Origin of the sequence: Nocardia sp. NPDC020380, assembly GCF_044386975.1 — a bacterium.
GTDB lineage: Bacteria > Actinomycetota > Actinomycetes > Mycobacteriales > Mycobacteriaceae > Nocardia.
The window spans coordinates 692879-716673 of sequence record NZ_JBIRVQ010000002.1 but is presented as its reverse complement, the minus strand read 5'-3'; the positions used below and the strand labels follow the sequence as shown (position 1 = coordinate 716673).

At 66.9% G+C, this 23795-nt stretch carries 25 protein-coding genes; 17 read left to right on the top strand and 8 right to left on the bottom strand.

The features are described 5' to 3' along the window. The first annotated feature begins 165 nt into the window (after window positions 1-165). The 6 genes from ACH438_RS07165 to ACH438_RS07140 are packed head-to-tail and all read left to right on the top strand — an operon-like array spanning window position 166 to window position 6595. On the top strand, window positions 166-1521 hold the full coding sequence (locus ACH438_RS07165; protein ID WP_397002160.1) for an enolase C-terminal domain-like protein: 1356 nt from the start codon (window positions 166-168) through the stop codon (window positions 1519-1521). Next, window positions 1518-2630 carry a sugar ABC transporter substrate-binding protein gene (locus ACH438_RS07160; protein WP_397002158.1) on the top strand — a complete coding sequence of 371 codons (1113 nt, stop codon included), beginning with the start codon at window positions 1518-1520 and terminating at the stop codon, window positions 2628-2630. The genes ACH438_RS07165 and ACH438_RS07160 overlap by 4 nt, the downstream gene beginning before the upstream one ends. Next, complete coding sequence (locus tag ACH438_RS07155; protein ID WP_397002156.1) at window positions 2630-4180, top strand: sugar ABC transporter ATP-binding protein; 1551 nt, start codon at window positions 2630-2632, stop codon at window positions 4178-4180. Before ACH438_RS07160 ends, ACH438_RS07155 begins: the two co-directional genes overlap by 1 nt. Then, complete coding sequence (locus ACH438_RS07150; protein WP_397002154.1) at window positions 4177-5361, top strand: ABC transporter permease; 1185 nt, start codon at window positions 4177-4179, stop codon at window positions 5359-5361. The genes ACH438_RS07155 and ACH438_RS07150 overlap by 4 nt, the downstream gene beginning before the upstream one ends. A gap of 2 nt (window positions 5362-5363) precedes the next feature. Beyond that, a complete protein-coding gene (locus ACH438_RS07145) occupies window positions 5364-5675 on the top strand; it encodes an L-rhamnose mutarotase (RefSeq protein WP_397002152.1) in 312 nt (103 codons plus the stop codon). Between the two features lie 5 nt (window positions 5676-5680). After that, window positions 5681-6595 (top strand): aldo/keto reductase, encoded by a 915-nt coding sequence (locus ACH438_RS07140; RefSeq protein WP_397002328.1) that lies wholly within the window; start codon window positions 5681-5683, stop codon window positions 6593-6595. Window positions 6596-6603: 8 nt separating this feature from the next. On the opposite strand, the gene ACH438_RS07135 is transcribed toward ACH438_RS07140, so the two are convergent. Next, window positions 6604-7272, bottom strand: a complete 669-nt coding sequence (locus ACH438_RS07135) for a FadR/GntR family transcriptional regulator (protein ID WP_397002150.1) — start codon at window positions 7270-7272, stop codon at window positions 6604-6606. Between the two features lie 38 nt (window positions 7273-7310). On the opposite strand from ACH438_RS07135, the gene ACH438_RS07130 reads away from it, so the two are divergent. The 3 genes from ACH438_RS07130 (at window position 7311) to ACH438_RS07120 (ending at window position 9670) form a co-directional block, all read left to right on the top strand. After that, window positions 7311-8153 (top strand): amidohydrolase family protein, encoded by an 843-nt coding sequence (locus ACH438_RS07130; protein ID WP_397002148.1) that lies wholly within the window; start codon window positions 7311-7313, stop codon window positions 8151-8153. Between the two features lie 53 nt (window positions 8154-8206). Further along, a complete protein-coding gene (locus tag ACH438_RS07125) occupies window positions 8207-9052 on the top strand; it encodes a fumarylacetoacetate hydrolase family protein (protein ID WP_397002146.1) in 846 nt (281 codons plus the stop codon). Window positions 9053-9367: 315 nt separating this feature from the next. Then, the gene (locus ACH438_RS07120) at window positions 9368-9670 is read left to right on the top strand and encodes a hypothetical protein (protein WP_397002144.1); all 303 of its coding nucleotides are present in this window, start codon (window positions 9368-9370) and stop codon (window positions 9668-9670) included. A 102-nt stretch (window positions 9671-9772) separates the two neighbouring features. Here the strand turns inward: ACH438_RS07120 and ACH438_RS07115 are convergent, their stop codons facing one another. Continuing rightward, the gene (locus ACH438_RS07115; RefSeq protein ID WP_397002142.1) at window positions 9773-10612 is read right to left on the bottom strand and encodes an LLM class F420-dependent oxidoreductase; all 840 of its coding nucleotides are present in this window, start codon (window positions 10610-10612) and stop codon (window positions 9773-9775) included. A gap of 132 nt (window positions 10613-10744) precedes the next feature. Here ACH438_RS07115 and ACH438_RS07110 point away from each other — a divergent pair, with 132 nt between their 5' ends. Beyond that, window positions 10745-11131, top strand: a complete 387-nt coding sequence (locus tag ACH438_RS07110; RefSeq protein WP_397002140.1) for a DUF4282 domain-containing protein — start codon at window positions 10745-10747, stop codon at window positions 11129-11131. Window positions 11132-11136: 5 nt separating this feature from the next. On the opposite strand, the gene ACH438_RS07105 is transcribed toward ACH438_RS07110, so the two are convergent. The 6 genes from ACH438_RS07105 to ACH438_RS07080 form a co-directional block, all read right to left on the bottom strand. Further along, on the bottom strand, window positions 11137-11550 hold the full coding sequence (locus ACH438_RS07105; protein ID WP_397002138.1) for a lipopolysaccharide assembly LapA domain-containing protein: 414 nt from the start codon (window positions 11548-11550) through the stop codon (window positions 11137-11139). Window positions 11551-11620: 70 nt separating this feature from the next. Beyond that, the gene (locus ACH438_RS07100; protein WP_397002136.1) at window positions 11621-12589 is read right to left on the bottom strand and encodes a glycine betaine ABC transporter substrate-binding protein; all 969 of its coding nucleotides are present in this window, start codon (window positions 12587-12589) and stop codon (window positions 11621-11623) included. Next, window positions 12586-13338 (bottom strand): ABC transporter permease, encoded by a 753-nt coding sequence (locus tag ACH438_RS07095; protein WP_397002134.1) that lies wholly within the window; start codon window positions 13336-13338, stop codon window positions 12586-12588. The genes ACH438_RS07100 and ACH438_RS07095 overlap by 4 nt, the downstream gene beginning before the upstream one ends. After that, complete coding sequence (locus tag ACH438_RS07090) at window positions 13335-14549, bottom strand: ABC transporter ATP-binding protein (protein WP_397002132.1); 1215 nt, start codon at window positions 14547-14549, stop codon at window positions 13335-13337. The genes ACH438_RS07095 and ACH438_RS07090 overlap by 4 nt, the downstream gene beginning before the upstream one ends. After that, window positions 14542-15192 carry an ABC transporter permease gene (locus tag ACH438_RS07085; protein WP_397002326.1) on the bottom strand — a complete coding sequence of 217 codons (651 nt, stop codon included), beginning with the start codon at window positions 15190-15192 and terminating at the stop codon, window positions 14542-14544. The genes ACH438_RS07090 and ACH438_RS07085 overlap by 8 nt, the downstream gene beginning before the upstream one ends. Before the next feature lie 66 nt (window positions 15193-15258). Next, the gene (locus ACH438_RS07080) at window positions 15259-16584 is read right to left on the bottom strand and encodes an NAD(P)/FAD-dependent oxidoreductase (protein WP_397002130.1); all 1326 of its coding nucleotides are present in this window, start codon (window positions 16582-16584) and stop codon (window positions 15259-15261) included. A 240-nt stretch (window positions 16585-16824) separates the two neighbouring features. On the opposite strand from ACH438_RS07080, the gene ACH438_RS07075 reads away from it, so the two are divergent. The 7 genes from ACH438_RS07075 (at window position 16825) to ACH438_RS07045 (ending at window position 23780) form a co-directional block, all read left to right on the top strand. Next, the gene (locus ACH438_RS07075; protein WP_397002128.1) at window positions 16825-17472 is read left to right on the top strand and encodes a DJ-1/PfpI family protein; all 648 of its coding nucleotides are present in this window, start codon (window positions 16825-16827) and stop codon (window positions 17470-17472) included. Further along, window positions 17469-17792, top strand: a complete 324-nt coding sequence (locus tag ACH438_RS07070) for a hypothetical protein (RefSeq protein WP_397002126.1) — start codon at window positions 17469-17471, stop codon at window positions 17790-17792. Before ACH438_RS07075 ends, ACH438_RS07070 begins: the two co-directional genes overlap by 4 nt. A 256-nt stretch (window positions 17793-18048) precedes the next feature. Beyond that, window positions 18049-19773, top strand: coding sequence for a hypothetical protein (locus tag ACH438_RS07065; protein ID WP_397002124.1), 1725 nt, complete (start codon window positions 18049-18051; stop codon window positions 19771-19773). A gap of 29 nt (window positions 19774-19802) precedes the next feature. Further along, entirely contained in the window at window positions 19803-21041 is a 1239-nt protein-coding gene (locus ACH438_RS07060; RefSeq protein WP_397002122.1) for an FG-GAP repeat domain-containing protein, read from the top strand. Then, window positions 21038-21478: a hypothetical protein gene (locus ACH438_RS07055; RefSeq protein ID WP_397002120.1), complete on the top strand. Its 441-nt coding sequence runs from the start codon at window positions 21038-21040 to the stop codon at window positions 21476-21478. The genes ACH438_RS07060 and ACH438_RS07055 overlap by 4 nt, the downstream gene beginning before the upstream one ends. Before the next feature lie 13 nt (window positions 21479-21491). Next, window positions 21492-21998 (top strand): hypothetical protein, encoded by a 507-nt coding sequence (locus tag ACH438_RS07050; protein ID WP_397002118.1) that lies wholly within the window; start codon window positions 21492-21494, stop codon window positions 21996-21998. A 30-nt stretch (window positions 21999-22028) separates the two neighbouring features. Then, window positions 22029-23780 (top strand): hypothetical protein, encoded by a 1752-nt coding sequence (locus ACH438_RS07045; RefSeq protein WP_397002116.1) that lies wholly within the window; start codon window positions 22029-22031, stop codon window positions 23778-23780. Window positions 23781-23795: the final 15 nt, after the last annotated feature.

The following is a 23795-nucleotide window of genomic DNA, read 5'->3' as shown; positions in this document are numbered from 1 at the left end:
AGCTCCGATGTTTAACCGCACCGACCGTAGCACCGTCGCGCGGTCCGGATAGTGGATTACGCACTGAAAGCCCGACTTTCACCGATTCCTCGCTACCCCTTGCCGCCGTAGACATCCGATGTATAGTCGTGACCCATATCACTCTCTACGACGGGGGCGCAGCCGATGCCACACATCACGCAGCTGGACACGCTCGACGTCCGGTTCCCGACGTCACGCGAATTGGACGGCTCGGATGCAATGAATCCGGATCCGGATTACTCGGCGGCCTATGTCATCCTGCGCACCGACGATCCGGACGGCCCGACCGGCCACGGGTTCGCCTTCACCATCGGCCGCGGCAACGAGGTGCAGCAGGCGGCCATCCGGGCGCTCGCGCACCTGGTGGTCGGGCGGTCGGTCGCCGGGATCATCGCCGATCTCGGCGGCTTCGCCCGCACCCTCACCGACGATTCGCAATTGCGCTGGCTGGGCCCGGAGAAGGGCGTCGTCCACATGGCGGCGGGCGCGGTGATCAATGCCGCCTGGGACCTGGCCGCCAAGTACGCCGGAAAACCGGTGTGGCAGTTGGTCTCCGAGCTGGAGCCGGAAAACCTCGTCGACCTGGTCGACTTCCGCTATCTCACCGATGCGCTCACCCCCGGCGAGGCCCTGGACATGCTGCGTGCCGCCGCACCCGGCCGGGCCGAGCGCACTGGAAAGCTGCTCGCCACCGGATATCCCGCCTACACCACCTCCGCGGGCTGGCTCGGCTACTCCGATGCGAAGCTGGCGCGGCTGGCCCGCCGCGCGGTGGCCGACGGATTCGGCACGATCAAGATCAAGGTCGGCCGCGACCTCGACGAGGACGTGCGCCGCGTCGGAATAGCCAGGGCCGCAATCGGTCCCGATATCGGCCTGGCCGTGGACGCCAATCAACGCTGGGACGTCGACCGCGCGGTCGAGTGGATCGCGGCGCTCGCACCCGCCGGACTGGCCTGGGTCGAGGAACCGACCAGCCCCGACGATATCCTCGGCCACGCCGAGATCCGCCGCCGCGTGCGACCGGTGCCGATCTCCACCGGCGAGCACGGCCAGAACCGGATCCTGTTCAAACAGCTCCTGCAGGCCGGCGCGGTCGACATCCTGCAGATCGACGCCGCTCGCGTGGGCGGCGTCAACGAGAATCTCGCAATCCTGTTGCTGGCGGCCAAGTTCGGCGTCCCCGTGGTGCCGCACGCCGGCGGCGTGGGGCTGTGCGAACTGGTCCAGCACCTCGCGATGATCGACTACATCGCGGTGTCCGGCACCATGACCGGCCGGGCCATCGAATTCGTCGACCACCTGCACGAGCATTTCCGCGACCCGGTCGTGGTCGACCGCGGCCGCTACCGAGCCCCGCGCGCACCCGGTTTCAGTGCCGAGATGCTGCCGCGGACCCTGGCCGCCTACACCTATCCGACCGGCGCGATCTGGCGCGCCAAACCCACGAATCCACTACTGGCCGAGGCACTCTCGACGAAGGAGTACGAGAACTCATGAAATCCGCCCCGCCGCTGCGCTCCAACAGATTCCTAGCCGTGGCCTGCGGCGTCCTCCTACTAGTGGCCGCCGGTGCGTGCTCACGCGAATCCACCGGCACCACCTCCAGCGGCCCGGCTGCCAGTGTCGGCGCGGGTGCGGACAACGGCGTGCTGGTCGGGGCGGATCAGCCGCGCTCGGACTCCGACTTCTGGAGCGCCTACGCCGGATACCTCGGCCCGAAGGCCGCCGCGGTCGGTGTGAAGCTGGACAACACCTCCTCCGACAATGACTCCGATCGGCTCAAGGCCAATGTCGACACTCTGCTGTCGAAGGATGTGAAGGCCCTCATCATCGCGCCGCAGGACACGGCCGCGGTGAAGCCCGCCATCACGGCGGCGACCGCCAAACATGTGCCGGTGATCAGCGTGGACACCCGCCCCGACAGCGGCGGCGCCTACATGGTGGTGCGCGCCGACAATCGCGCCTACGGCACCAAATCCTGTATCTACCTGGGTGAAACGCTCAAGGGCGCGGGCAAGGTGGTGGAATTCCAGGGCGACCTGAGCTCCATCAACGGCCGCGACCGCTCCGAAGCGTTCGCCCAGTGCATGTCCACCCGCTACCCCGGCATCAAGGTGATCGAGATCCCCACCGACTGGCAGGGCGATCGCGCGGTCTCGGGCCTGCAGGACAAGCTGCTCACCGATCCGGACATCAACGGCATCTACATGCAGGCGGGCGGCGTCTTCCTGCAGCCCACCCTCGCACTGCTCAAGCGCAGCGGCAAACTGGTGAAAGCCGGTCAGCCGGGCCACATTACGATCGTCTCCAATGACGGCATCAAGGCCGAACTGGATGCCATCACCGCCGGCGATATCGATGCCACCATCTCCCAGCCCGCCGATCTCTACGCGCAGTACGCGACGGTGTACGCCAAGGCCGCGATCGACGGCAAGAAGTTCGCGCCGGGACCGACCGATCACGGCTCCACCATCATCGACACCGGCGTCGGCGGGATGCTCGAGGATCAGTTGCCCGCACCGGTGGTCACCCGCAACGGCGGCAAGGTAGGCGAACTGGACACGCTGCCGCCGACCGCGCCCGGACTGTGGGGACACGGCGGCTGATGAGCGGTCAGATACTCCCCGAACCGGCGGACTCCCCCGGCGCCGATCCGGCGCCCGCCGTGCAGGTTCCGATTGCCGAGGCCATCGGCGTGACCAAGCGTTTCGGCCGCAATATCGCCCTGCAACGCGTCCGGCTCGCGGTGACCCCGGGCCGTACGCACGCGCTGGTCGGCCGCAATGGCGCGGGCAAATCCACGCTGGTGTCCATCCTGACCGGACTCGCAGCTCCCGATGAGGGGGAGGTGCGCTTCCGGGGTGAACCGGCGCCCGCGCCCGCCGACCGTGACGGGTGGCGGGCCCGGGTGGCGTGCGTGTATCAGCACTCGACGATCATTCCGGACCTGTCGGTGGCGGAGAATCTCTTCCTGGGCCGGCAGGGCTTCGGCGGGCGAATCGTGCACTGGCGCACGCTGCGTGGCCGGGCGCGCGAGCTGCTCGACACCTGGCAGGTGCCCGTGGCGGTGGATACGCTGGCCCGCGATCTGTCGGTGGAGCATCGCCAGCTGGTGGAGATCGCGCGCTCGCTGTCCTACGGCGCGCGGTTCATCATCCTCGACGAACCCACCGCGCAATTGGACAGTTCCGCCATCAAGCGGTTGTTCACCCGCATCACCGACCTGCAGGCGCAGGGCGTGACGTTCTTGTTCATCTCCCACCACCTCGACGAGACCTATGAGATCTGCCAGGACATCACGGTGTTCCGCGATGCCCGGCACATCATCACCGCGCCCGCCGCCGAGCTGAGCAAGCCCGAACTGATCGCGGCGATGACCGGCGATTCCGCATTGCTGGATGCCCAAACGTCCGGGCCCGCAACGCAACTCGGGTCCGCACCGGCATTGCAGGTCGAGGGACTCACCCGCACCGGCGAATTCGCCGACATCGCCTTCACGGTGCGTCCCGGCGAGATCGTGGGCCTGGCCGGTGGTGGGAGCAGCGGGCGTACCGAGGTGGCGGAAACCATCGTCGGACTGCGCAAGGCGAGCACCGGCTCTGTCTCCGTGGACGGAAAGGCCCTGCGCCGCACCGGTGTCGCGGCGGCGCTGCAGGCGGGCATCGGATTCGTGCCCCGTGACCGGCACGATCAGGGCCTGATCCTGGAAATGAGCATCGGCGACAATGCCACCCTCACCGTGCCCCGCCAGCTGGGCCGCTTCGGCCTGCTGTCGGGCCACGCCCGGAACAAGCTCGCAGGCAAGGCCATTCGCGATCTCGATATCAAAGCCGACAGCCCCGATCAGAGTGTCGCCGAACTGTCCGGCGGCAATCAGCAGAAGGTCGTCTTCGCCCGGGCGCTGGCCACCGAACCGGCCGTGCTGGTGCTGATCACCCCGACCGCGGGCGTCGACATCCGCTCCAAGGACACCCTGCGCGCCGTCCTGCGCAATACCGCCGCGCGCGGCACCGCGGTGCTGGTGGTCTCGGACGAACTCGACGATCTGCGCGACTGCGACCGGGTGCTGGTCCTGCGACAGGGCCGGCACGCCGGAGATTACGAAAAAGGCTGGGACGAACGCGAACTCGTCGCCGCCATGGAAGGACTGTCATGACCAGTTCCGCCGAAACCTCGCACCCGCAACCATCGCAGGCCGAGACCTCGCACGTCGAGACCTCGCCGGTAGAGGCACCGCACACCGCGCCCTCGCGGGCTGACGCATCACACGCCACCGCCCCGCAGGCTGACGCATCACAGGCCGTTGACTCGAGCGAGGCGGCGGCCGTAACCGGCGGTGCCGCCATGGTGGCGCGGCCCGGTCGGGGATTGGCGTCGGTGCGGTGGGGTGCGTTGCGTGATTTCCTGCTGGTGCCGCCGATTCTGCTGGTGCTGGTGGTCGGCTACTTCATCAATCACAACTTCGTGTCGCTGACCAACCTCACCAATGTGCTCACCACCATGAGCGGGATTTCCCTGCTGGTGCTGGCCGAGGTGCTGGTGCTGGTGGTGGGGCGAATGGATCTGTCGCTGGAATCCACGTTCGGGCTCGCACCCGGCGTGGCCATCTGGGCGACCATGGGTACGGCGAAAGTCGGTGCCTTCACATGGGCTTCGCCGTGGATGGCGATTCCGATGGCGCTGCTGGTCGGGCTGGCGGTGGGCGCGGTGAACGGCGTGCTGATCGTGCGGTTCGGGCTCAACGGGTTCATTGTCACGCTGGCCATGCTCATTGCGCTGCGCGGGCTGCTGACCTTCCTCACCGGCGGGTTCACCCTCACCAAGATTCCGGACTCCATCGACTGGCTGGGCAATACCAGGGTGCTGGGGATTCCGGTGGATGTGCTGGTGTGCCTGGCGCTGTTCGCGCTCGGGTATCTCGTGCTGACCTATACGACGGCGGGTCGCGCGCTCTACGCGGTCGGCGGCAATGAGCCCGCCGCGCGGGCGGCCGGAATCCGCACCGACACCGTGGTTCTCACCGTGCTCGTCATCGCCGGTGGGCTGGCCGCGATCGGCGGGCTCATCTACTCCGGTCAGTTCGCCAGTGTGCAGGTCAGTCAGGGCGACGGGATGATCTTCCAGGTGTTCGCGGCCTGCGTGATCGGTGGCGTGTCACTCAATGGCGGGCGCGGATCGGTGCTGGGCGCGTTCTTCGGCATCCTGATCCTGACGCTGATCCAGAAGCTGCTGTCCTACGGTGGCGTCAGCGCCGACTCCCTGAAGTTCATCAATGGCGCGCTGATCCTGGTGGCACTGGTGATCACCCGTATCGCCAGCGGCCGCAGGCAGGAGTAATCATGCGAATCGCCTTGCACACCAAGCTGAAACCGGGTGCGGAGCCGGACTACGAGGCGGCGCATCGGGAGGTGCCCGCCGAACTGGTCGCGGCCATCCGCGCCGCGGGCGCCACCTCGTGGACGATCTGGCGCAGCGGCACGGACCTGTTCCATGTGATCGACTGCGATGCGTACGAGAAGCTGCTCGCCGAACTGGCCGAGCTGCCGGTCAATATCGCATGGCAGGCCCGCATGGACGAGTACCTGGATACCGCCCACGACTATTCGGCCGCGGGCACGACGGCGGCATTACCGGTGGTGTGGCAGCTGTGACCGATATGACGGAGATCGTGCTCGGCGGCGCCGGATACGCGGGATTGTTCCGCGCCGTCGACGCCACCGCCGCCCAGGCAACCCTGGAAGCGGCTTGGGCAGCGGGTATTCGGGCCTTCGACACCGCACCGCACTACGGGGCCGGGCAGAGCGAGGAACGCCTCGGACAGTTTCTGCGCGGACGAGCCGATCCGACAGAGTTCACGGTCTCCACCAAAGTCGGCCGGCTGCTCTACAAGGACCCCGCCGCATCGGACGGCACCGACGACTTCTACGGCGCGCCGAAACGCTCACGGCGGCTCGACTATTCGGCGGCGGGGACCCGCCAGTCCGTGACCGAGTCACTGGCCCGGCTCGGGCTGTCGCGGATCGACACCCTGCTGGTCCACGACCCGGACAACCACCAGCCGCAGGCGCTGGCCGAAATGGTCCCGGAGCTCGCCGAATTGCGCGCCGAGGGCGTGTGCTCACGAATCGGCGTGGGCGTGAACCATGTCGACGTAGCCCTGCGTTTCGTCCGCGAATCCCCGATCGACGTCGTGCTGATCGCCGGGCGCTACACCCTGCTGGATCGTCGCGCCGAGGCCGAACTGCTTCCCGAGTGCGAGAGCCGCGGCATCCACGTGCTGGCGGCCGGCGTCCTGAACAGCGGCATTCTCGCGGATCCGCAGCGGCAGGCCACCTTCGACTATCGCCCGGCCCCACGCGACATCATCGAACGAGCTCGCACGATGGCCGAACTCTGCGCCGCCTGCGACGTCCCCTTGCGTGCCGCGGCCCTGCAGTTCCCCGGCAGGCATCCCGCGATCGGCGGCACTGTCATCGGCGCGGGCAGCGTGGCAGAAGTCGAGGACACCGTCGCGATGCTGAAAGTGACTGTGCCACAATCTCTCTGGGACGAACTCGATCGATGCCGCTGACGTCCCGCTCAGCCCGCCGCCATGCGCAGCCACTCCATGACGCCCCCGACATGCGCCAGCGCGCGGGCATGCGCCAGCTCCGGATCGTGGGCGGCAATGGCGTCGCAGATGCCGCGATGTTCGGCCACCGTGCGTTCGAAGGCGCCCTCTTCGGTGATGCCGCGCCAGATGCGGGCCCGGGTGGTCGGCATCGACAGCGAATCCAGCAGCGAGGCAAGCACTTTATTGCCCGACGCGGCCGCGATGGCGGCATGGAAGCTCAGATCGAGGGCCACCAGGTCGGTGACCGAGTGGCTGGGTGGTTCCACCAGCGTGCGCAGCTGCTCGATCTCGGCATCGCCCATCTGGCGGGCGGCCAGCGCGGTGGCGGCCGGTTCCAGAATGCGGCGCACGCCGAGGATGTCGAGCACGGAATCGTCCTGATGGAATTCCAGCAGGAAGCTCATGGCGTCGAGCAGCGAATTCGGTTCCAGGCTGGACACATACGTGCCGTCGCCCTGCCGCACGTCGAGGATGCGCACCAGCGACAGCGCCCGCACCGCCTCGCGCAGCGAGTTGCGCGAGACCCCCAGTTCGGCGGCCAGGTCGGCTTCGCGCGGCAGCCGCGAGCCCGGCTTCAGGTCGCCGGAGACGATCATCGCCTTGATCTTCGCTATCGCATCGTCGGTGACCGACACCTGGTTCCTTCTGTCGAGGATGTGACATCATGCCTCCGATGACTGTAGACGCCCACGTCCACATTTGGACGATCGGTGGTGGAAAATCCCACGTCGAATACGACTGGCTCACAGATACATCGGATGTTTTATATCGAACGTACACGCTCGGCGATGCCGAACCGGAGTTCGCCGAGCACGGTGTCGACGCGGCCGTACTGGTCCAGGCCTCCGATTCACTCGCCGAGAACGACGCACTGCTGGCGGCGGCCGCACACGCGAAACGCCCCACCGCGGTAGTCGGCTGGCTGCCACTGCATCGCCCGGCGGAGGTCGCGGCCGCCCTGCCCGCGCTCGCGCGGCGTCCCGAGTTCGCCGGCGTCCGGCACATGATTCACCGCGACCCCGACCCGAACTGGCTGCTGCGCCCGGAGGTTTCCGAGTCACTGGACCAATTGTCCGAGGCCGGACTGGTTTTCGATGCCGTCGCCGAACGCCCCGATCTGCTCGCCCAGGTCCCGATCATCGCCTCCGCGCATCCGGCGCTGACGGTGGTCCTCGATCACTTGGGCAAGCCCCCGATCGCCACCGCCGAATGGCAGCCGTGGGCGGATCTTCTCGCGGCCGCGGCCGCCGAACCCAATGTGGTGGCCAAGATCTCGGGCCTGGCCACGGTCTCCGGCGCGGAGGTCACCGCGGCCCGCTGGCAGCCGTATATCGATCACGCCCTGTCGGTCTTCGGCCCGAACCGTCTGATGTTCGGCGGCGACTGGCCCTTCACCCTGACCGCCGCCTCGTATCGCACGGTGTGGCGCACGACCCTGGCGACCCTCGACGGTCTGGACACCGCCGATCGCGCGCTGATCCTCGGCGAGGTCGCGGCCTGCACCTACAGGCTGTGAACCCGCGACGTTCCTTCAGTCCCTTCCCCTCCAAACAGAAAGCAGGACAACCCATGCGGTTCGGGAACATCAACGGCAGGCTCAGCCTCATCGACGGCGACAAGGCGCTCGATGTCGAGAAGGCCAGTGATGGGCGATTCGCATCGGATCCCGGTGTCGTGTTCGCGCACTGGGACGAGTTCCGGGAGTGGGGACAGCAGCAACCTCTCGGCGAGGCGATCCCGTTCACGCCGGAGAGCGTCGGCCCGCCGGTGGTCCGCCCGGCCCAGGTGTTCGGTATCGGGCTGAACTATCAGGCGCACGCGAGCGAGTCGGGCATCCAGGAAGCCGTGCCCACTCCGGCGGTCTTCACCAAGTTCGTCTCGAGCATCACCGGGCCCTACAGCCGAGTCAGCCTGCCGAGCGACAAGGTCGACTGGGAGGTGGAGCTGGTCGTGGTCGTCGGACGGCACGCGAAGGACGTTCGACCCGAGGACGGTTGGAGTCACGTGGCGGGCCTGACTGTCGGCCAGGACCTTTCCGAGCGCGCGATCCAGCTCTCGGGACCGGTCCCCCAGTTCTCGCTCGGCAAGTCCTATCCGGGCTTCGCCCCGATCGGCCCGGCGGTCGTCACCGTCGACGAATTCGGCGATCCCGACGACCTCGCCCTGTCCTGCGATCTCGACGGCGAGATCCTGCAGGACGGCCGCACCCGCGATCTCACCCGATCAGTTCCGGAGCTGATCGCCTACCTCTCCTCGATTGTCCAGCTTCTGCCCGGCGACCTCATCTTCACCGGTACCCCCGCCGGTGTCGGAATGGCCCGGCAGCCGCAACGATTCCTTACTCCGGGTGCGACGCTGAACTCTCACATCGAGGGCATCGGAACTATGAGCAACACTCTCGACACCATGAATTGATCAACGACACAAATGTCGCTTTTGTCCTTTTTACCTTTTAGACGCCTCCGCCGGGCACGCTGTCCGATCATTCTTCGTACGCGTGGCGGCGGACCCGGAAATCATATAAATATAGTGTGGCGCAGCGAGTTCTACGGATTCTCATGCGAGGGAAGTCCCGAATCGGCCACCCTGTGAGGCAGAGGTATTTCGGACTCCTCGTGAACCACGGGCTTTACTGAGCCAGCACACCTAGGTGATCGAAATGCCCCGATCCGAACTCGGCCTACCGGCACGTCTCCGGATCAGATCACCGCCCATCACGAAAGGCTGAACATGAAACGACTCATCGGAGTACTCGCGGCTACGGCTGCCGCCGGCGCCACCATCCTCTTGGCCGGACCCGCCCAGGCGGATGGCAACTACGTGGTGGTCAGTGGCGCGCAGTACAACGATCCCTCGGGTTGCTTCGTCTCGGAAGATACGGCTATCCCGCTGGCCATCTCGAACCAGTCCGACCAGACCGTGTACGTCTACACGAGCACCACCTGCGGCCAGGGTCCCTCGATCGCCCAGATCCCGCCGGGCGGAAGCGGCACGATCCCGGCCGGCTCCATCTCCGAGGGCCCCTCGAACTGACACTGACGACTCGGGATACCCCCGGGCATGATCCACGATGCCGGATCATGCCCGGGCGTCGGATAACACCGCGCCTACCGAATACGTCCTGCCGCAATGAGATCAGGCCAGCGGGGCCAGGGCTTCCGCGAGCGGGGCGAGGATCTTCGGGGTGTGCGGGGTCGGCAGGTAGACGATGGCCAGGTCGAGACCCTCGGCGGCCAAGCCGGCGATCTGATCGACGACCGGCCCGAAAGCGCCGTCCTCGCCGAGCCGGACGTGGCTGGACAGGGTGATCTCGCGGGGATCGCGGCCGATATCGGCGCAATGGGCATGCAGCACATCGCGTTTGCGGGCGAATTCCTCGGGAGTGCCGCCCACGAAGTTCCAGTGCTGCGCGAAGCGGGCGGTGGTGCGCAGGGTGCGCTTCTCGCCACTGCCGCCGATGCAGATGGGCGGGTGCGGGCGCTGCGGGCCCTTGGGCTCGTTGCGGGCCTCGGCCAGCTCGTAGAACTTGCCTTGGAAGGTGGTGGTCTCCTGCGACAGCAGGCCGACCAGTACCTCGCACGCCTCCTCGAAACGGTCGCTGCGGTCGCGCACACTGCCGAGTTCGAGGCCGTAGGCGCCGGATTCCTCCTCGTTCCAGCCCGCGCCGATGCCTAGTTCGAGGCGGCCGTCCGAGACGATGTCCAGGGTGGACACCATATTGGCGAGCACGGCCGGATGCCGGTAGTGGATGCCGGTCACCAAGGTGCCCATGCGCAGCCGGCGGGTTGCCTGCGCGAGCGCGGTGAGGGTGATCCAGCCTTCCAGGCAGGGTCCGGTCGAATCGGAGAAGATCGGATAGAAATGGTCGAAGTTCCAGCCGGATTCGAAGATTTCGATGTCGTCGGCCTCCCGCCACACGGCGAGCATGTCGGCCCAGGTCGTGTTCTGCTGTGAGGTTTTGAATCCGAAGCGCATGCCCGCCAGCGTAACCGGGGCGGTGCTATTGGCACGGGATGTCAGAGGCCTGCCACAGCTGTTCCGCCGCTGTGCCGACGACTGTGTCACGCTTTAGGCGGGCGTCTCTAGCAACGTGAGGAGACGATGCTCATGACCTTTCAGCCACCGCCAGGACCTGGTATTCCCGGTAACCCGGCGTTCCAGCCCCCACTCGGCAGCAACGGATTCGATACCTCGCCCAAGGGGTTCTTCGCCTCGCTGTTCGACTTCAGTTTCAGTTCCTTCGTCACGCCACGGGTCATCAAGGTCCTGTACATACTCGTGATGGTCGTGGCCGGGCTCGGCGCGCTGGGCATGCTCGTGTTCGGATTCGAGCTCAACCCCGTGGTCGGCATCTTCACGCTGGTCATCGCGTGCCCGCTCTATTTCTTCATCGTCGTGGCGTTGTACCGGGTCATCTTCGAGTTCTTCATGGCCATGTTCCGGATGGCCGAGGACATTCGAGTGATCCGCAATCGAGGCGGTGGCCTGCGCTAGACGGTTCAATGCGCGCGGCGCGTGCGCGCCAGGCGGGTGAAGGCCTGGCGGAGCTGAATGATCCGGACTCCGCCGGCCACGGCCATGACGAGCAGTCCGACACCGACGGCGACCAGAATGGCCACGCCGACCGGGAGCACGAAATGCCAGCCGAGGAAGCCGAAGCGGACGCTGGTCGTGTTCTGGACGACGAATATCAGCAGGATCACCAGGAATACGCCGCCCATACTCAGGCTCACCCAGATGCTGCCGGCCCGGGTCCGCTCGACCTTGGCCGGTAGCGGCGGCTCGATGGGAGCGGGCTGGATGGGTGGCGGCTCGACCGGCGCCGGTGGGACGGGGCCGGATTCGGGCTGCGGATGCTCCGCCTGGTGCGGATACGCCAGGCTCTCGCTCGGTGGGTTGTCGATCGGGTTCACGGTGACCTCCCTCGGCCTGCGGAACAGCCCGTTATCTCGGGCATAACCCCATTCGGCCTGTTCAAACGTGTCAATCCGTGACGAAGTGCTGCGATACCAGCCACTCCCGGGCGACGGCGGCGGGATCGCGGCCCTCCAGGTCGACCTTGCGGTTGAGACCGGTGATGGTTTCGTTGGTCAGCAGGCGCGAGATCGGTTCCAGGACCGTGGCCACTTGCGGGTGCGCGTCGGCGAAGGATTTCCGCATCACCAGTGCCGCATTGTATTTGGGGAAGAAGCCGAGATCGTCGTCGAGGATCTTCAGGTTCAGCGCCTGGATGCGGCCGTCGGTGGTGGCGACCGAGCCGAATTGGCAGGAGCCGCTCGCGGTGGCGGTGTAGACGAGCGCGTCGTCCATGATCTTCTTGTGGACCTTGCCCACGTCGATGCCGTATTTGCGGGCCATGCCCGGGAAACCGTCCTGGCGCACACTGAATTCGGTGCCGAGGCAGGTGGCGCCGCTGCTCGGATCGGTGTTCACGGCACGGGCGTAGTCGGAGAGGGTTTTCGTCCCGGTGCGCTGGGCGCTCGGTGCGTTGGTCACCAGGGCATAGGTGTTGTTCATCGGCGCCATATCCGCCCACAGCATGCCGTGCGCGGCCAGGTCGGCGGCGCGGACGGCCTCGAATTGCTTCTCCGAGTCGGGGATCGGGGTTTCGTTGCCGAGGTAGTTGATCCAGCCGGTGCCGGTGTAGTCGTAGGCGATATCGACCTGGCCGTGTAACTGCGCGTCGCGCAGGCTGTTCGAGCCGGTGATATTGGTCAGGTCACGCACCTGCGCGCCCGCCGCGGTGAGGACGAATTCGATGATGTAGCCGAGGATGTTCTGTTCGGTGAAGTCCTTGGAGCCCACCGTGATCGCTACCCCCTTCAACTGCGGCACGGGACGAATGCTGCCGGGCCCGACGTGCAAGGGCACGGCGCCACCGGATTCCAGCCCGCATCCCGCCACCAGCAGCAGGCCGATCGCGGCCAGCACCGCTCCCCATCGCACTCTCATCGCAGACCTCGCGGGCCGAGGAACTGCTCGGCCAAGGCGCCCAGCCAGTCGACCAGCAGTGCCAGCGCCACCGCCAGCAGCGCACCGACCCACAGCGTGACGTTATCGCGCAGCTTGTAACCGGTATCGATGAGAATGCCGAGCCCGCCCGCACTGACCAGGAAGGACAGGGTCGCGGTCCCCACCGCCAGCACCAGCGAGGTGCGCAGGCCCGCCAGAATGTAGGGCACGGCGAGCGGAAACTCTATGCGGCGCAAGACCGTCAGCGCGGACATGCCTTGTCCGCGGCCGGCGTCGACGAGTGTCGGGTCGACCTGCTGGTAGCCGAGGATGGTGTTGCGCAGTACCGGCAACAGCCCGTAGAACGCGATCGGCGCCACCCCGACCCAGAACCCGGTCTGCTGGGTGAGCAGGTAGTACAGCACGATCAGCCCGATCGCCGGGGCGGCCGCACCCACATTGGCGATGCCCACGAAAAGCGGTGCCAGCCTGCGATATCGGGGCCGGGTCAGCAAGGTGCCCAGCGGCACCGCGACCACGATGACGATGGCGACGACCGTCGCGGTGATCACCACGTGCTGGCGGGTGGCGGTGATGATGTTGGTGGCGTTCACGCTGGCCTGCTGGGTGGCGTTCAGCTGCCGATCGAACGCCCACACCAGAACCCCGGCCGCGAGCGCCACGGCCAGCAGCGGCTGGACCAGTAGCCGGATCAGGTCGGCGCGGCGCTCGGTGGTCGGCGTGGTCATGGCTGCTCCCCCGGAGCTCGCTCGCCCGGATTCTTTGTGGCTCCGGCGCTTTCGGCCCGCATGCCGGACAGGTGCGCGACGAGCGTGTCGATGGTGATCAGTCCCGCGTACTCGCCGCGGCGACCGGTGACGACGGCGTTCGCGGTGCTCTCCGCGAGCAGCGTCTCCAGGGCCTGCTGCAAGGAGGACCGCAGCGCCACCGTGCCGGTGACCGGTAATCCCGCGTCCCGCAACGATTCCACCTGCTCCAGCTGCTCGGCCGATACCCAGCGCAGCGGGCGGCGCTGAGCGTCGAGCACCAGACCCCACTTCCACTCCCGTTCCGCGAGCGCGGCACGCAGCGGCGCGATCTCGTCGGTCACCGCGGCCGTCGGGCATTGCCCGAGCTCGACATCCTCGACCCGGGTGAGCGTGAGCTGTTTCAGGGCGGCATCCGCGCCGACGAAACCGGCCACGGTGTCATCGGCGGGAGCGGCGAGGATCGCGGCGGGTGTGTCGTATTGCAGCAGCCGGGATCGATTGCCCAGCACCGCGATCCGATCCCCCAGCTTGACCGCCTCGTTGAAATCGTGGGTGACGAACACGATCGTCTTGTGCAGCTCGGCCTGCAGCCGCAGCAGTTCGTCCTGCAGCAGCCCGCGGGTGATCGGATCGACCGCCCCGAACGGCTCGTCCATCAACAACACCGGCGGATCCGCGGCCAGCGCCCGCGCGACGCCGACCCGCTGCTGCTGCCCGCCCGAGAGCTGCCGCGGATACCGGCGGCGGAAGGTTTCCGGATCCAGGCCGACCAATTCGAGCATCTCGTCCACCCGCGCCGCGACGCGCGCGCGATCCCAGCCGAGCAGGGTCGGCACCGTCGAGATATTGCGCGCCACCGTCTGATGCGGGAACAGTCCGGCCTGCTGGATCGAGTAGCCGATCTGCCGGCGCAGGCGATCCGGGTTCTCGCGGGTGACATCGCGACCGGCAATGGTGATGGTGCCCGAGCTCGGCTCGATGAGCCGGTTGATCATCCGCATGGTGGTGGTCTTGCCGCAGCCGGACGGGCCGACGAACACCACGATCTCACCGGCCGGAATGGTGATCGAGAATTCCTCGACCGCCGGATCCCGTTGTCCCGGATACCGTTTGGTCACCGAGTCCAGCACGATCTCGGCGCCGCGCGGCTCCTGCGTGGAATCGTTTCCCGCGGTGGCGGTTTCAGTCACGAATCCCCCTCGGGGTGGTGAGCCGGCCGACCAGGGCCAGCACGGCGTCGAGCAGCAGGGCCAGCACGATGATCAGCACGGTGCCGGTCAGCGCTTGCGGGACCGCGGTGGGGCTGCCCAGCCGTGCCAGGCCGGACAGGATCAGATTCCCCAGGCCCGGCCCCTTCGCATACGCGGCCATGGCGAGAATGCCCATGATCATCTGGGTGCTGACCCGCATGCCCGTCAGGATCGACGGCCAGGCCAGGGGTAATTCGATGCCGATCAGTACCCGCACCCGGTTCATGCCCACCCCGCGCGCGGCATCGGCCACCGCGGGATCCACCCCGGCCAGCCCGATGATCGTATTGCGCAGGATCGGCAGCAGCGCATACAGCACCAGCGCCGTCACGGTCGGCCGCACGCCGAGCCCCAGCACGGGAATCAGCAAGCCCAGCAACGCGAACGACGGCACCGTGAGAATGATGCTGGCCACCGCGGTGGCCAGCGCCGACCCCCATCGGCTGCGATGCACCGCGATCCCGATCGCCACCGCGATCACCGTCGCGATCAGCATCGATTGCACGACCGCGGAGACATGCAGATACGAATCCGTCAGCAACTGCTGCCGATGATCGACGATGAAGGTCCACAGCGTGTCCAGCGTCCCGCCCTCCCATCTAGGAGTCCACGGGACAGTGTATTGATGCGAACCGGACGGCGGGTACTTTCAGGACTGCCGGGGGATTCCTTCACTGCCGACGAAGCCGGATTCCTCGGAACCGACCAGGCCGAGCGATGACAATGGGCGCGGCATCACGGCATTGGTCAGGTAGGCGAGGATGATGGCCCAGCGATTGACGCCCCTGGATACGGCGTAGGTGTGATAGGCGCGGGTCACCGCCTTGGCCGGCAGGCCGGACAGGTGCACGCCCAGCGGATTCGCCACCGCGAAACCCGGTCCGAGGTCCACCACCAGGCCCATATCGCGGTGCTTGTACGGCTTGGCGCGGCCGAAACCCAAACTGGCGGCGACGTTTCGGGCCAGCGCCTTACCCTGCCTGGTGGCATGCTGTGCGGTCGGCGGGGTGATCTTTCCCGGGGAGGTCACATCCGGTACCGCGGCCGCGTCACCGCCGGCGAAGACTTCGGGATGCCCGGGCACCCGCAATGAGGTGTCCACGGTCAACCGGCCGCGTTCCAGCGGCAGGCCGAGGTTGCTCAGCATGGGCGCTCCGGTCACTCCGGTCACCCATGCGACGGTGTAGGTCGGCACCACGGTGCCGTCGGTCAGCACGACCTCGCGCTCCGACAGCTTCTGCAGCGACATCTTCAGGCGGATATCGATTCCCCGGTCACGCAGGACGTGTAATGCCTTGTCGCCGAGGCGTTCACCGACCTCGGGCATGACCCGCTCGGCGGTATCGAGCAGCAGGAAACGGATCTGGGTCCGGTCGAAGCCCCGGCGAGCGGCGTAAGCGTCGGCGAGCGCGCGCAACTGGGATATGAGTTCGGTACCGGCGTAGGAAGCCCCGACCACGACAACTGTGCGGCGGGCCTCGCGGACCTCGGGATCTTCTTCGTTATCGGCCAATTCGAGCTGTCGCAGGAAATGGTCGCGCAGGTACAGCGCTTCGGCCGCGGTCTTCAGACCGCGCGCGTGCTCGGTGAGGCCGGGGACGTCGAACAACCGTGTCACCGAACCCGGGGTCAGCACCAGCCGGTCCCAGGACAGCTCCCGATCCGGGCCCGTCTCGTGGGTGACGGTCACCGTCTTGGCCTGCAGGTCAACCGATTCGGCCTTCCCGATCACCAGCCGGACCCGCGGCAGCGTATCCGGCAGCGAGATGGTGACGAACCGGGCGTCTATCAGCCCGCCGGCCACGTCCGGCAAGAGCGGCGTGTAGAGCAGGTAATCGGTGGGCGTGACGAGCACGATCTCGATGTCCCGATCGGCCTTCGCCAGCAGCCGCACCAGCTTCCGGGCACAGGTGAAGCCGGCGAATCCACTACCGACGATCACGACACGCTGCGGGCTCGCATTGTTCTCCGACATCGGGCACCTCTCTCGTTTCGCCTGTGGCACGCCGATTCCGCGTGCTGCGCGAGGCAACTCCGATGGTGCTGTTTCGAGCGTATGCCCTCCGCCGGCATCGGTCAGCTGTCACGGCATATTCGAGCGGCGTGGCCAGAATCAGTTGAACCTTGGCGTTCCAGCCACTCGCGGCAAGGTTCTGCTCGCGACAGCATGGACAGCGTCCAGCAACGGACAGCCACCAGAAAGAAGAGGGACCGGATGCATGCCCAGATCGTATTGTTCGACGGCTTCGATCCATTGGATGTAGTCGCCCCGTTCGAAGTGCTTTGCGCGGGTAGTGATTTCGCCGGTGGAGAACTGATCGTGGAATTGGTGTCGGCGGAGGGCGCGCGAGCCGTGACCGGCGGCACGCGTGGGCTGGTGATGCATGCGACCGCGCGACTCGATCCGGCGAAACCGGGGTACATCGTTGTGCCGGGCGCATCGGGGCCCGTCGATGGCGACCCCGACGCCGGCGTCGATACCATCCCCGTTCTGCTCGCGCGAATGGGCGAGACGGATCTGATTCCTATACTGCGCAAGGCATTCGACAATCCGGAAATCGTCGTCGCGACCGTGTGCGGCGGGGCTCTCGGCCTGGCGATGGCGGGACTGCTCGAAGGACGCAGTGCTACCACCCACGCACTCGGCCTGGACGTACTGGACGCGACCGGCGCGAATGTCGTTCGCGCCCGGGTGGTCGACGACGGCGATCTGGTCACGGCCGGCGGCGTCACCTCCGGGCTCGACCTCGCCTTGTACCTGCTCGAACGCCGATACGGACCACGTGTCTGCCTGCAGGTAGAGGCCCTCTTCGAATACGAGCGGCGCGGAACCGTATGGACCGGCACGGGACGCGCCGCATGAGCATCGTGGGCACCTGGGACCTGACACTCCGGACACCGATCGGCTCACTCGCTATCGTCTACACGTTCACCGACTCCGACGGCACTGTCCGAGGCACCGCCACCGGCAAAGGCGAGACCGTACAGCTACACGAAATCACCATTGAGACAACCGAATCCGGAAATCATGCGACCTGGCGTCAATCGGTCACCAGACCCATGCGCCTCGACCTCGATTTCGATGTCACCGTGACCGGTGACCGGCTGACGGGCTGGTCGCGAGCCGGCCGGCTGCCGCGCACAAAGGTCACCGGCTCGAAACGATCGGACCTGGTCGGCTAGCCGGTCAGGGATTGAAAGGGATCGAAGCCCGACATCAGCACTGCCGCGGCGGGTTTCGGCAGGGGGCGGCCGTCCATGCCCTGGCTTTGGCCGCCGGGAGTCGCCGGCGCCGGTGGTGGATCCGCCGAGTTGTTCGCATTTGCCGCCGCGGGCGCATCCGGTTTCGTTAGCAGCCGAGGCGTGCTTGTCGGCAATTGTCAAACTCCTGGCCGTCCGCGAACTGCCGATCGGATCTCCCAGCCACTTCAATTCGGACATGCGTAGAACCCGTCGTATCCGTGGTCTGGCCGCGCTGCCGGCGGCAGTGCTTCTCGCCTGGGGCGGGTGCGTTGCCGCCGCGCCCGCGCAGGCCGATCCCTATCCCGCGCCGCAGCCGCCGGATCCGTCGTATCTGTTCACCGAGATCGGGCAGGTGTTCACCGGGACCTTCGTCGACGCGCTGACGCCCGGCCAGCTCGAATACTTCGTCAAGGCAGGCATTCTCACCAATGTGGGCCGGTTGGCGCAGCCGTTCGTCGACCTGACCAGACCGGAGACCTGGCATACCCCGCAGGGCGCGGCGGGAGCGCTCGCCGCGGCGCAGAAGTTCTGGGACGCGCTGACCCATGTCGCGCCCTTCGGTCTCAGCCTGCCGACGCACCCGGCCTACATCCCGGACTGGAATCACAACGGGCAGTTCGGCGTCGCGGACGCGGACGATCAGACCCACGACGACGATTACGACGATCCGCAATACGCCGAGGCCGAATTCCGGATGCCGTGCAACAACCCGGACGGCAGCGTGTGGTTCGAGACCACCGACGGCTCCTGCGCGCCGGGCGATTCCGGCGCGGATTTCAAGCTGGGCACGGTGAAGAAGTTCCGGATGATCAATGCCCGCGGCATCTCCCTGGCGGGCAAGGTGTTCTTCCCCGCGGGCGTCGACCCGGATCATCCGGGCGCCGAAAAGTACCCGGTGACAATCGGATTCCCGGGCGCCAGCGAACATCAGAGCGATGTCGGCATGTACGCCGAGGGCGCGGCCCGCGACGGTTTCGTGAGCTTCACTTTCGCGCAGGCCGGGCAGCCCGCCAGCGACGGCAACGCCCTGGACCTGATCACACCACTGCTGGCGTCCTGGGGTTGCTTCGCCCCCGGCTCCTGCCTGGACGCGCAGGATGTCACCAGATGGGTTGCGGGCCAGGACATCACGCCGATCAGCGATCTGAACAACGAGGTCGGCAATCTGCTGCGGTTGCAGAATCCGCGCCTGGTGCGGATCAACCCCGCCTATGCACCGGCCGGGGAGAATCAGCGCAATCCGTGGCTGGACCTGCTGGATCTGGATCACATCAATCTGTGGGGCCAGTCCGTCGGGTCGATCGGAATGTCGTCGTATCTACGCTGGCAGGATCAGGGCCACGGCTATGACGGGCGCCCGATCCCCAAGGTCGACTCGTTCGTGGGTATGTCCGGCTTCACCCAGGCGCCGGCTTCGGCCGCCGTGCAGTATCAGTCCGCGGATTTCGATATACCCGGTCTCAACGAGAACGGTTTGATCATCCCCAATCCGGTGTTGTCGGCCACCGACGGCCCGATCGGCACCAAGGATCTCTACGACATGGAGCGGCGCGATCCGCGCAGCACCGCCCCGATGATGACGGTCACCTACGAGGGCGGCAGCCACGGCGACTCCATCAACTGGCTCGGCGTGCCACACAATGCGAAATCGCCCGCGCTGTCGGTGCATTACGCCATGGCCTGGTTCAACTGCTACGGCCGCGCCGATACCGATCAGGCGGCGTGTGACGCCCTGCGGCAGCCGACCGACGGGCTCTCACGCGCGGTCGCCACCGAATACGCGCCCCAAGGTCATGACGGCCCGAGTCTGTGCGTCACCATCCCGGATCGCGCCACCCTCGAACAGGTGCTGCGCCCGCAGATCTTCATCCAGAACCTCACCAGCAGTCCGGGCTGGCACGACTGCACTCCGCAGCAGTGACTCGCGCGAATTCGACAGGGAAACAACACATGTGGACACACAAGACGTTGCTCGCCACGGGCGCCCTGACCGCGGCGCTCGCACTGGCCGGAATGAGCCTGCCCGCCACGGCGACGGCCGCGCCGGACTCCGGTTCCAGCGCAACAGGTTCCACCGGACCGAATCCGGTGTTCGAGGACTCCGTGGAGTACTACGCGGGCGGACTCGGCTCGGGATACGGCTCGCAGACCATGGCGACCGGTGATTTCTTCCATGACGGCAATCAGTCCGTCGCGGCCACCGGGGTGGCGGGCGGTGTGGCCATCCTGCGCGGCGATGGGCACGGCCACTTGGAGCGCACCCAGTTCATTCCCACCGAGATCGGCGCGAATGCCGTGGTGGCGGGCGACCTCCGGGGCACCGGGAATCTGGATCTGGTGGTGAGCAACCAGTTCAGCATCACCGTGCTCTTCAATGACGGGAACGGCCACTTCACCGTCGACCGCAAGTATTCGCGCGACCCGAATCCGAACGTCACCTACCGCACCGGCGGTCTGCCGGTGGGCGTGCAGCTCGCGGATTTCGACCACACCGGACACCTGGATATCGCGTTCAACAATCTCGTCCCCCTACCGGGCGCGATCGGCGTCATGCACAACGACGGCACCGGCCATTTCGCCGATCCGCAATGGCTCGCGGCGGGTCTGATCCGGTCGACGGTCCTGACCGCCGATCTCACCAATTCCGGCTACGCCGACATCATCACCGGCGATCTCGGCACCACCGGATTCTGGGTGCTGCTCAACGATCACCACGGCGGCTTCCTGCCGCCACGCTGGAACTTCCTGCCGCTGCCCGATGAGGATCTGAAAGCCGTGGACATGGACGGCGACGGCAATATCGATGTCGTCTCCGCCAATGTCGCGACCTTCAGCTTCTCGGTCATGTACGGCGACGGGCACGGCAATTTCGGGCCACCGCAGATGACGTTCGGTCCCATCGGGCCGTGCGCCGTCGCGGTCGGAGACTTCACCGGCAACGGCCGCATGGATGTCGCGGTCGAACAGTATGCGCCGTCCACGGCCATGATCTACCGCAATAACGGCGATCGCACCTTCAGCTACGTCGAACAGCACACCGTCGGGCTCGGCTCGCAGGCCGCCGAGGCCGCGCGCCTGGACAACGACCGCCACGACGACCTCATCTCCATGAGCATGCTCTCCGAATCCGTGGCCGTGCTGCGCAACCGCATTCCGCTCAATCCCGATGAAGGGCAGCAGGATCGATGAAAAGCAGGATCACGGCCGGGCTCGCCGTGGCCGGCGGCACACTGGCCGTCACCTTGGGCGCACCGCAGGCGCATGCCATGGAAGCGACCCTCTCGTGGGGTACGAGCTTCGGCGGCACCAGCATCAACCACTTCACGACCGTCCCGGCGGGTGCGCTGTTCGATGGCGATATCGCCACCCTCACCCCGGCGATCCAGCCCGGCATCCTCGGCGTGCTGTCCACAACCGCAGGGGGACATTGCGTTTCCGGCCGGTACGTCTTCTATCCGAAGGACGGCAGTACCCCGGAACTCGTGCCGATAGGACAAACCTGCGGTCTCCCCATCGTCTACGCCGTCACCGCGAGCCGCCCCGCCGGGGACTACGCGGAAGTCTGCGGTGAAGTCACCACCGATCCGTACCTGACCCGCACCTGCCTGCGCTTCCCCAACGACTGACGAAAGTTCCGCCATGACTTCGACTTTCACCCGCCGCATGGTCCTCGGCGCGGCGCTGGCCGCCCTGGCCGCGGTCCCGGCCGCACCCGCGCTGGCCGACACTCCCCTGCCGCCCGCCGTGAACGAACCCGCTCCCCTGCCGCCCGGCCTGACCACCAGCGCGGGCTGGCTGCCGCCGGTCGACTTCACCATCAATATCGCCGGATTCGACTTCAAGCACACCGATCTGACCCCCGAGTGGACGACCTACGACGCGGGCAATTGGTATGTCAGCCCGGATCTTCCGATCTTCACCCTCGGCTGGCTAGCGGACCTGAAACTCGGTGACGCCGGCGGCGCGGACGGCGAGATGACCTTCTATCTGAAAGACGGCACCCAGGAAGTGGTCCCGCTGCACTCGAACCTGACCATCTGGAACTACCTCTCCCAGCACCCGGGCCGCGACTACGCCATGGTCTGCCACCGCGCCGCCCGCCCGGGTGACGCCGGTCAGCGCACCTGCTTCCGCTTCGTCAACTGACCCTGCCGCGAGAAGAGAGACAACACATCGATGGGATCCCCCACCCGCCGCCGCGGCCTGACCGCGCTCACCGCCGCGGCCGTGGCCGCCTCGAGCTATCTGGCCACCGGCGCCACCGCCGCCGCGGAGACCGAAACCCCCGGCCGCACCGAGCGAGTCGTCGAGAACTGGGGCGGTATCGAGGTCCGGGAGATCACCCTGGACAGTCCGATGCTGCCCACCGCGGGCCCGCACCCACCGGAGTGCGACAAGATCAGCTACCTGCGCTACCGGCTCACCGGCGGCCCCGAGGATCCGCGACGGGCCGACGCGGTGCTCGTCATGCAGCCCGGCGCGACCGGCAGCGCCTACTCGATGGACCGGGTGGCGCGAAATACGTTGCACGACCTGGCCGCCAAGGGCAAGCAGGCCGAATGGTGGTCACTCGCCCGCCGCGGGGTCTGCCAGCAGGACGACACCGGCATCGATGCGGCGCGCGCCGCGGGCGACTACCGGATCGCCGTCGATTACTACTACAACCACAAGGAGATCGGCGGCAAGCAGTTCCCGGGCTGGCGAGGGCTGTGGGGCGACAAGATGGGCGCGGACTTCGGGGTCGCCCAGACCTCGCAGGACGAGAACGAGATCCTCACCCGCGAACTACCCGATCGGCACTTCCGGCAGACGAAAACCCTGTGCGGCGGGCATTCCCAGGGCGGTCTGCTCACCGGCTTGTTCGCGGCCACCGATTTCACCGGCAATCGCGAGGACGCCGGATACAACCAGTGCGCGGGATTCGTCGCCCTCGATACCCTGGTGACCGCCGATCCGGTGGGCCTGAAGGTGGATCCGCTCTTCAGTCAGCTCAGCACGCTGGGATCGGCACTGCCCGAGGCGATCTCGACGGCCCTGCTGAAGTTCGGCCTGGCCCCGGCCGACAATGCGCTCATCCCGATCTTCAATCCGCAGACCTTCAATGCCCTGTCCATCCTGGGCCTGGCCGCGCAGTTCGAGCCCGATGCCGAATCCGATGTGCTGAAGCGGCTTCCCGTCACCTGGGGGCTGGACAGCACCTTCCGAGTCGGTGGCGCGAGCACCTGGCTGGACGCACTCACCGGCGCGAACAATCTACGCGACTTCCGGTTCACCAATCGTGCGGCCTTCGGCCAGCTCCTCAGCAAGAACGGCATGAACATCGGCCTCGATCAGGTGAGCCTGGGCGCGCTGGCGGGTGGCCCGGTGCAGGAGAAGACCTTTCCGCTGCCGGACGGGTTGCAGCGCATCCCGCTGATCGGTCTCGGCGTGGGCGGCGTGATCGGGCACGAGAAGCGGGTCGGCCCGGTCGACCCGGCCACCCTCTACACCTGGGACGACTACCGCAACACGCCGACCACGTTCTATACCGACCCGTCCAAAGAGGTGGTGGATATCGACGACTTCGCCCGAATGGTCAGCGGCCCCCTGGGATTCACCGAATGGTACTTCCCGACCCGCGTACTCTACGACACCTTCCTCGCCCTGGCGGGCAGCCGCACCGGATCGCTGTCGAATATCCGATACAACGCCGAGGTCATGCAGAAGCCGATGATCACGATCAACGGCACCGGCAGCGTGGTCAAGGATTTCCTGGACGCCCAGGACATCGCGGCCTCCCTCATCCCGGTCGCACCGCATTTCCAGCGGGTGCTGGTCCCGAACTACACCCATATCGACACCCTCGCCGGCGCCGAAACCCAGAACGACGGCAGCCCCGACCCGGTGGGCGTGGCCATCGCCGACTTCACCGACCGGACCGCCGGATGAACCGCACCACCCCCG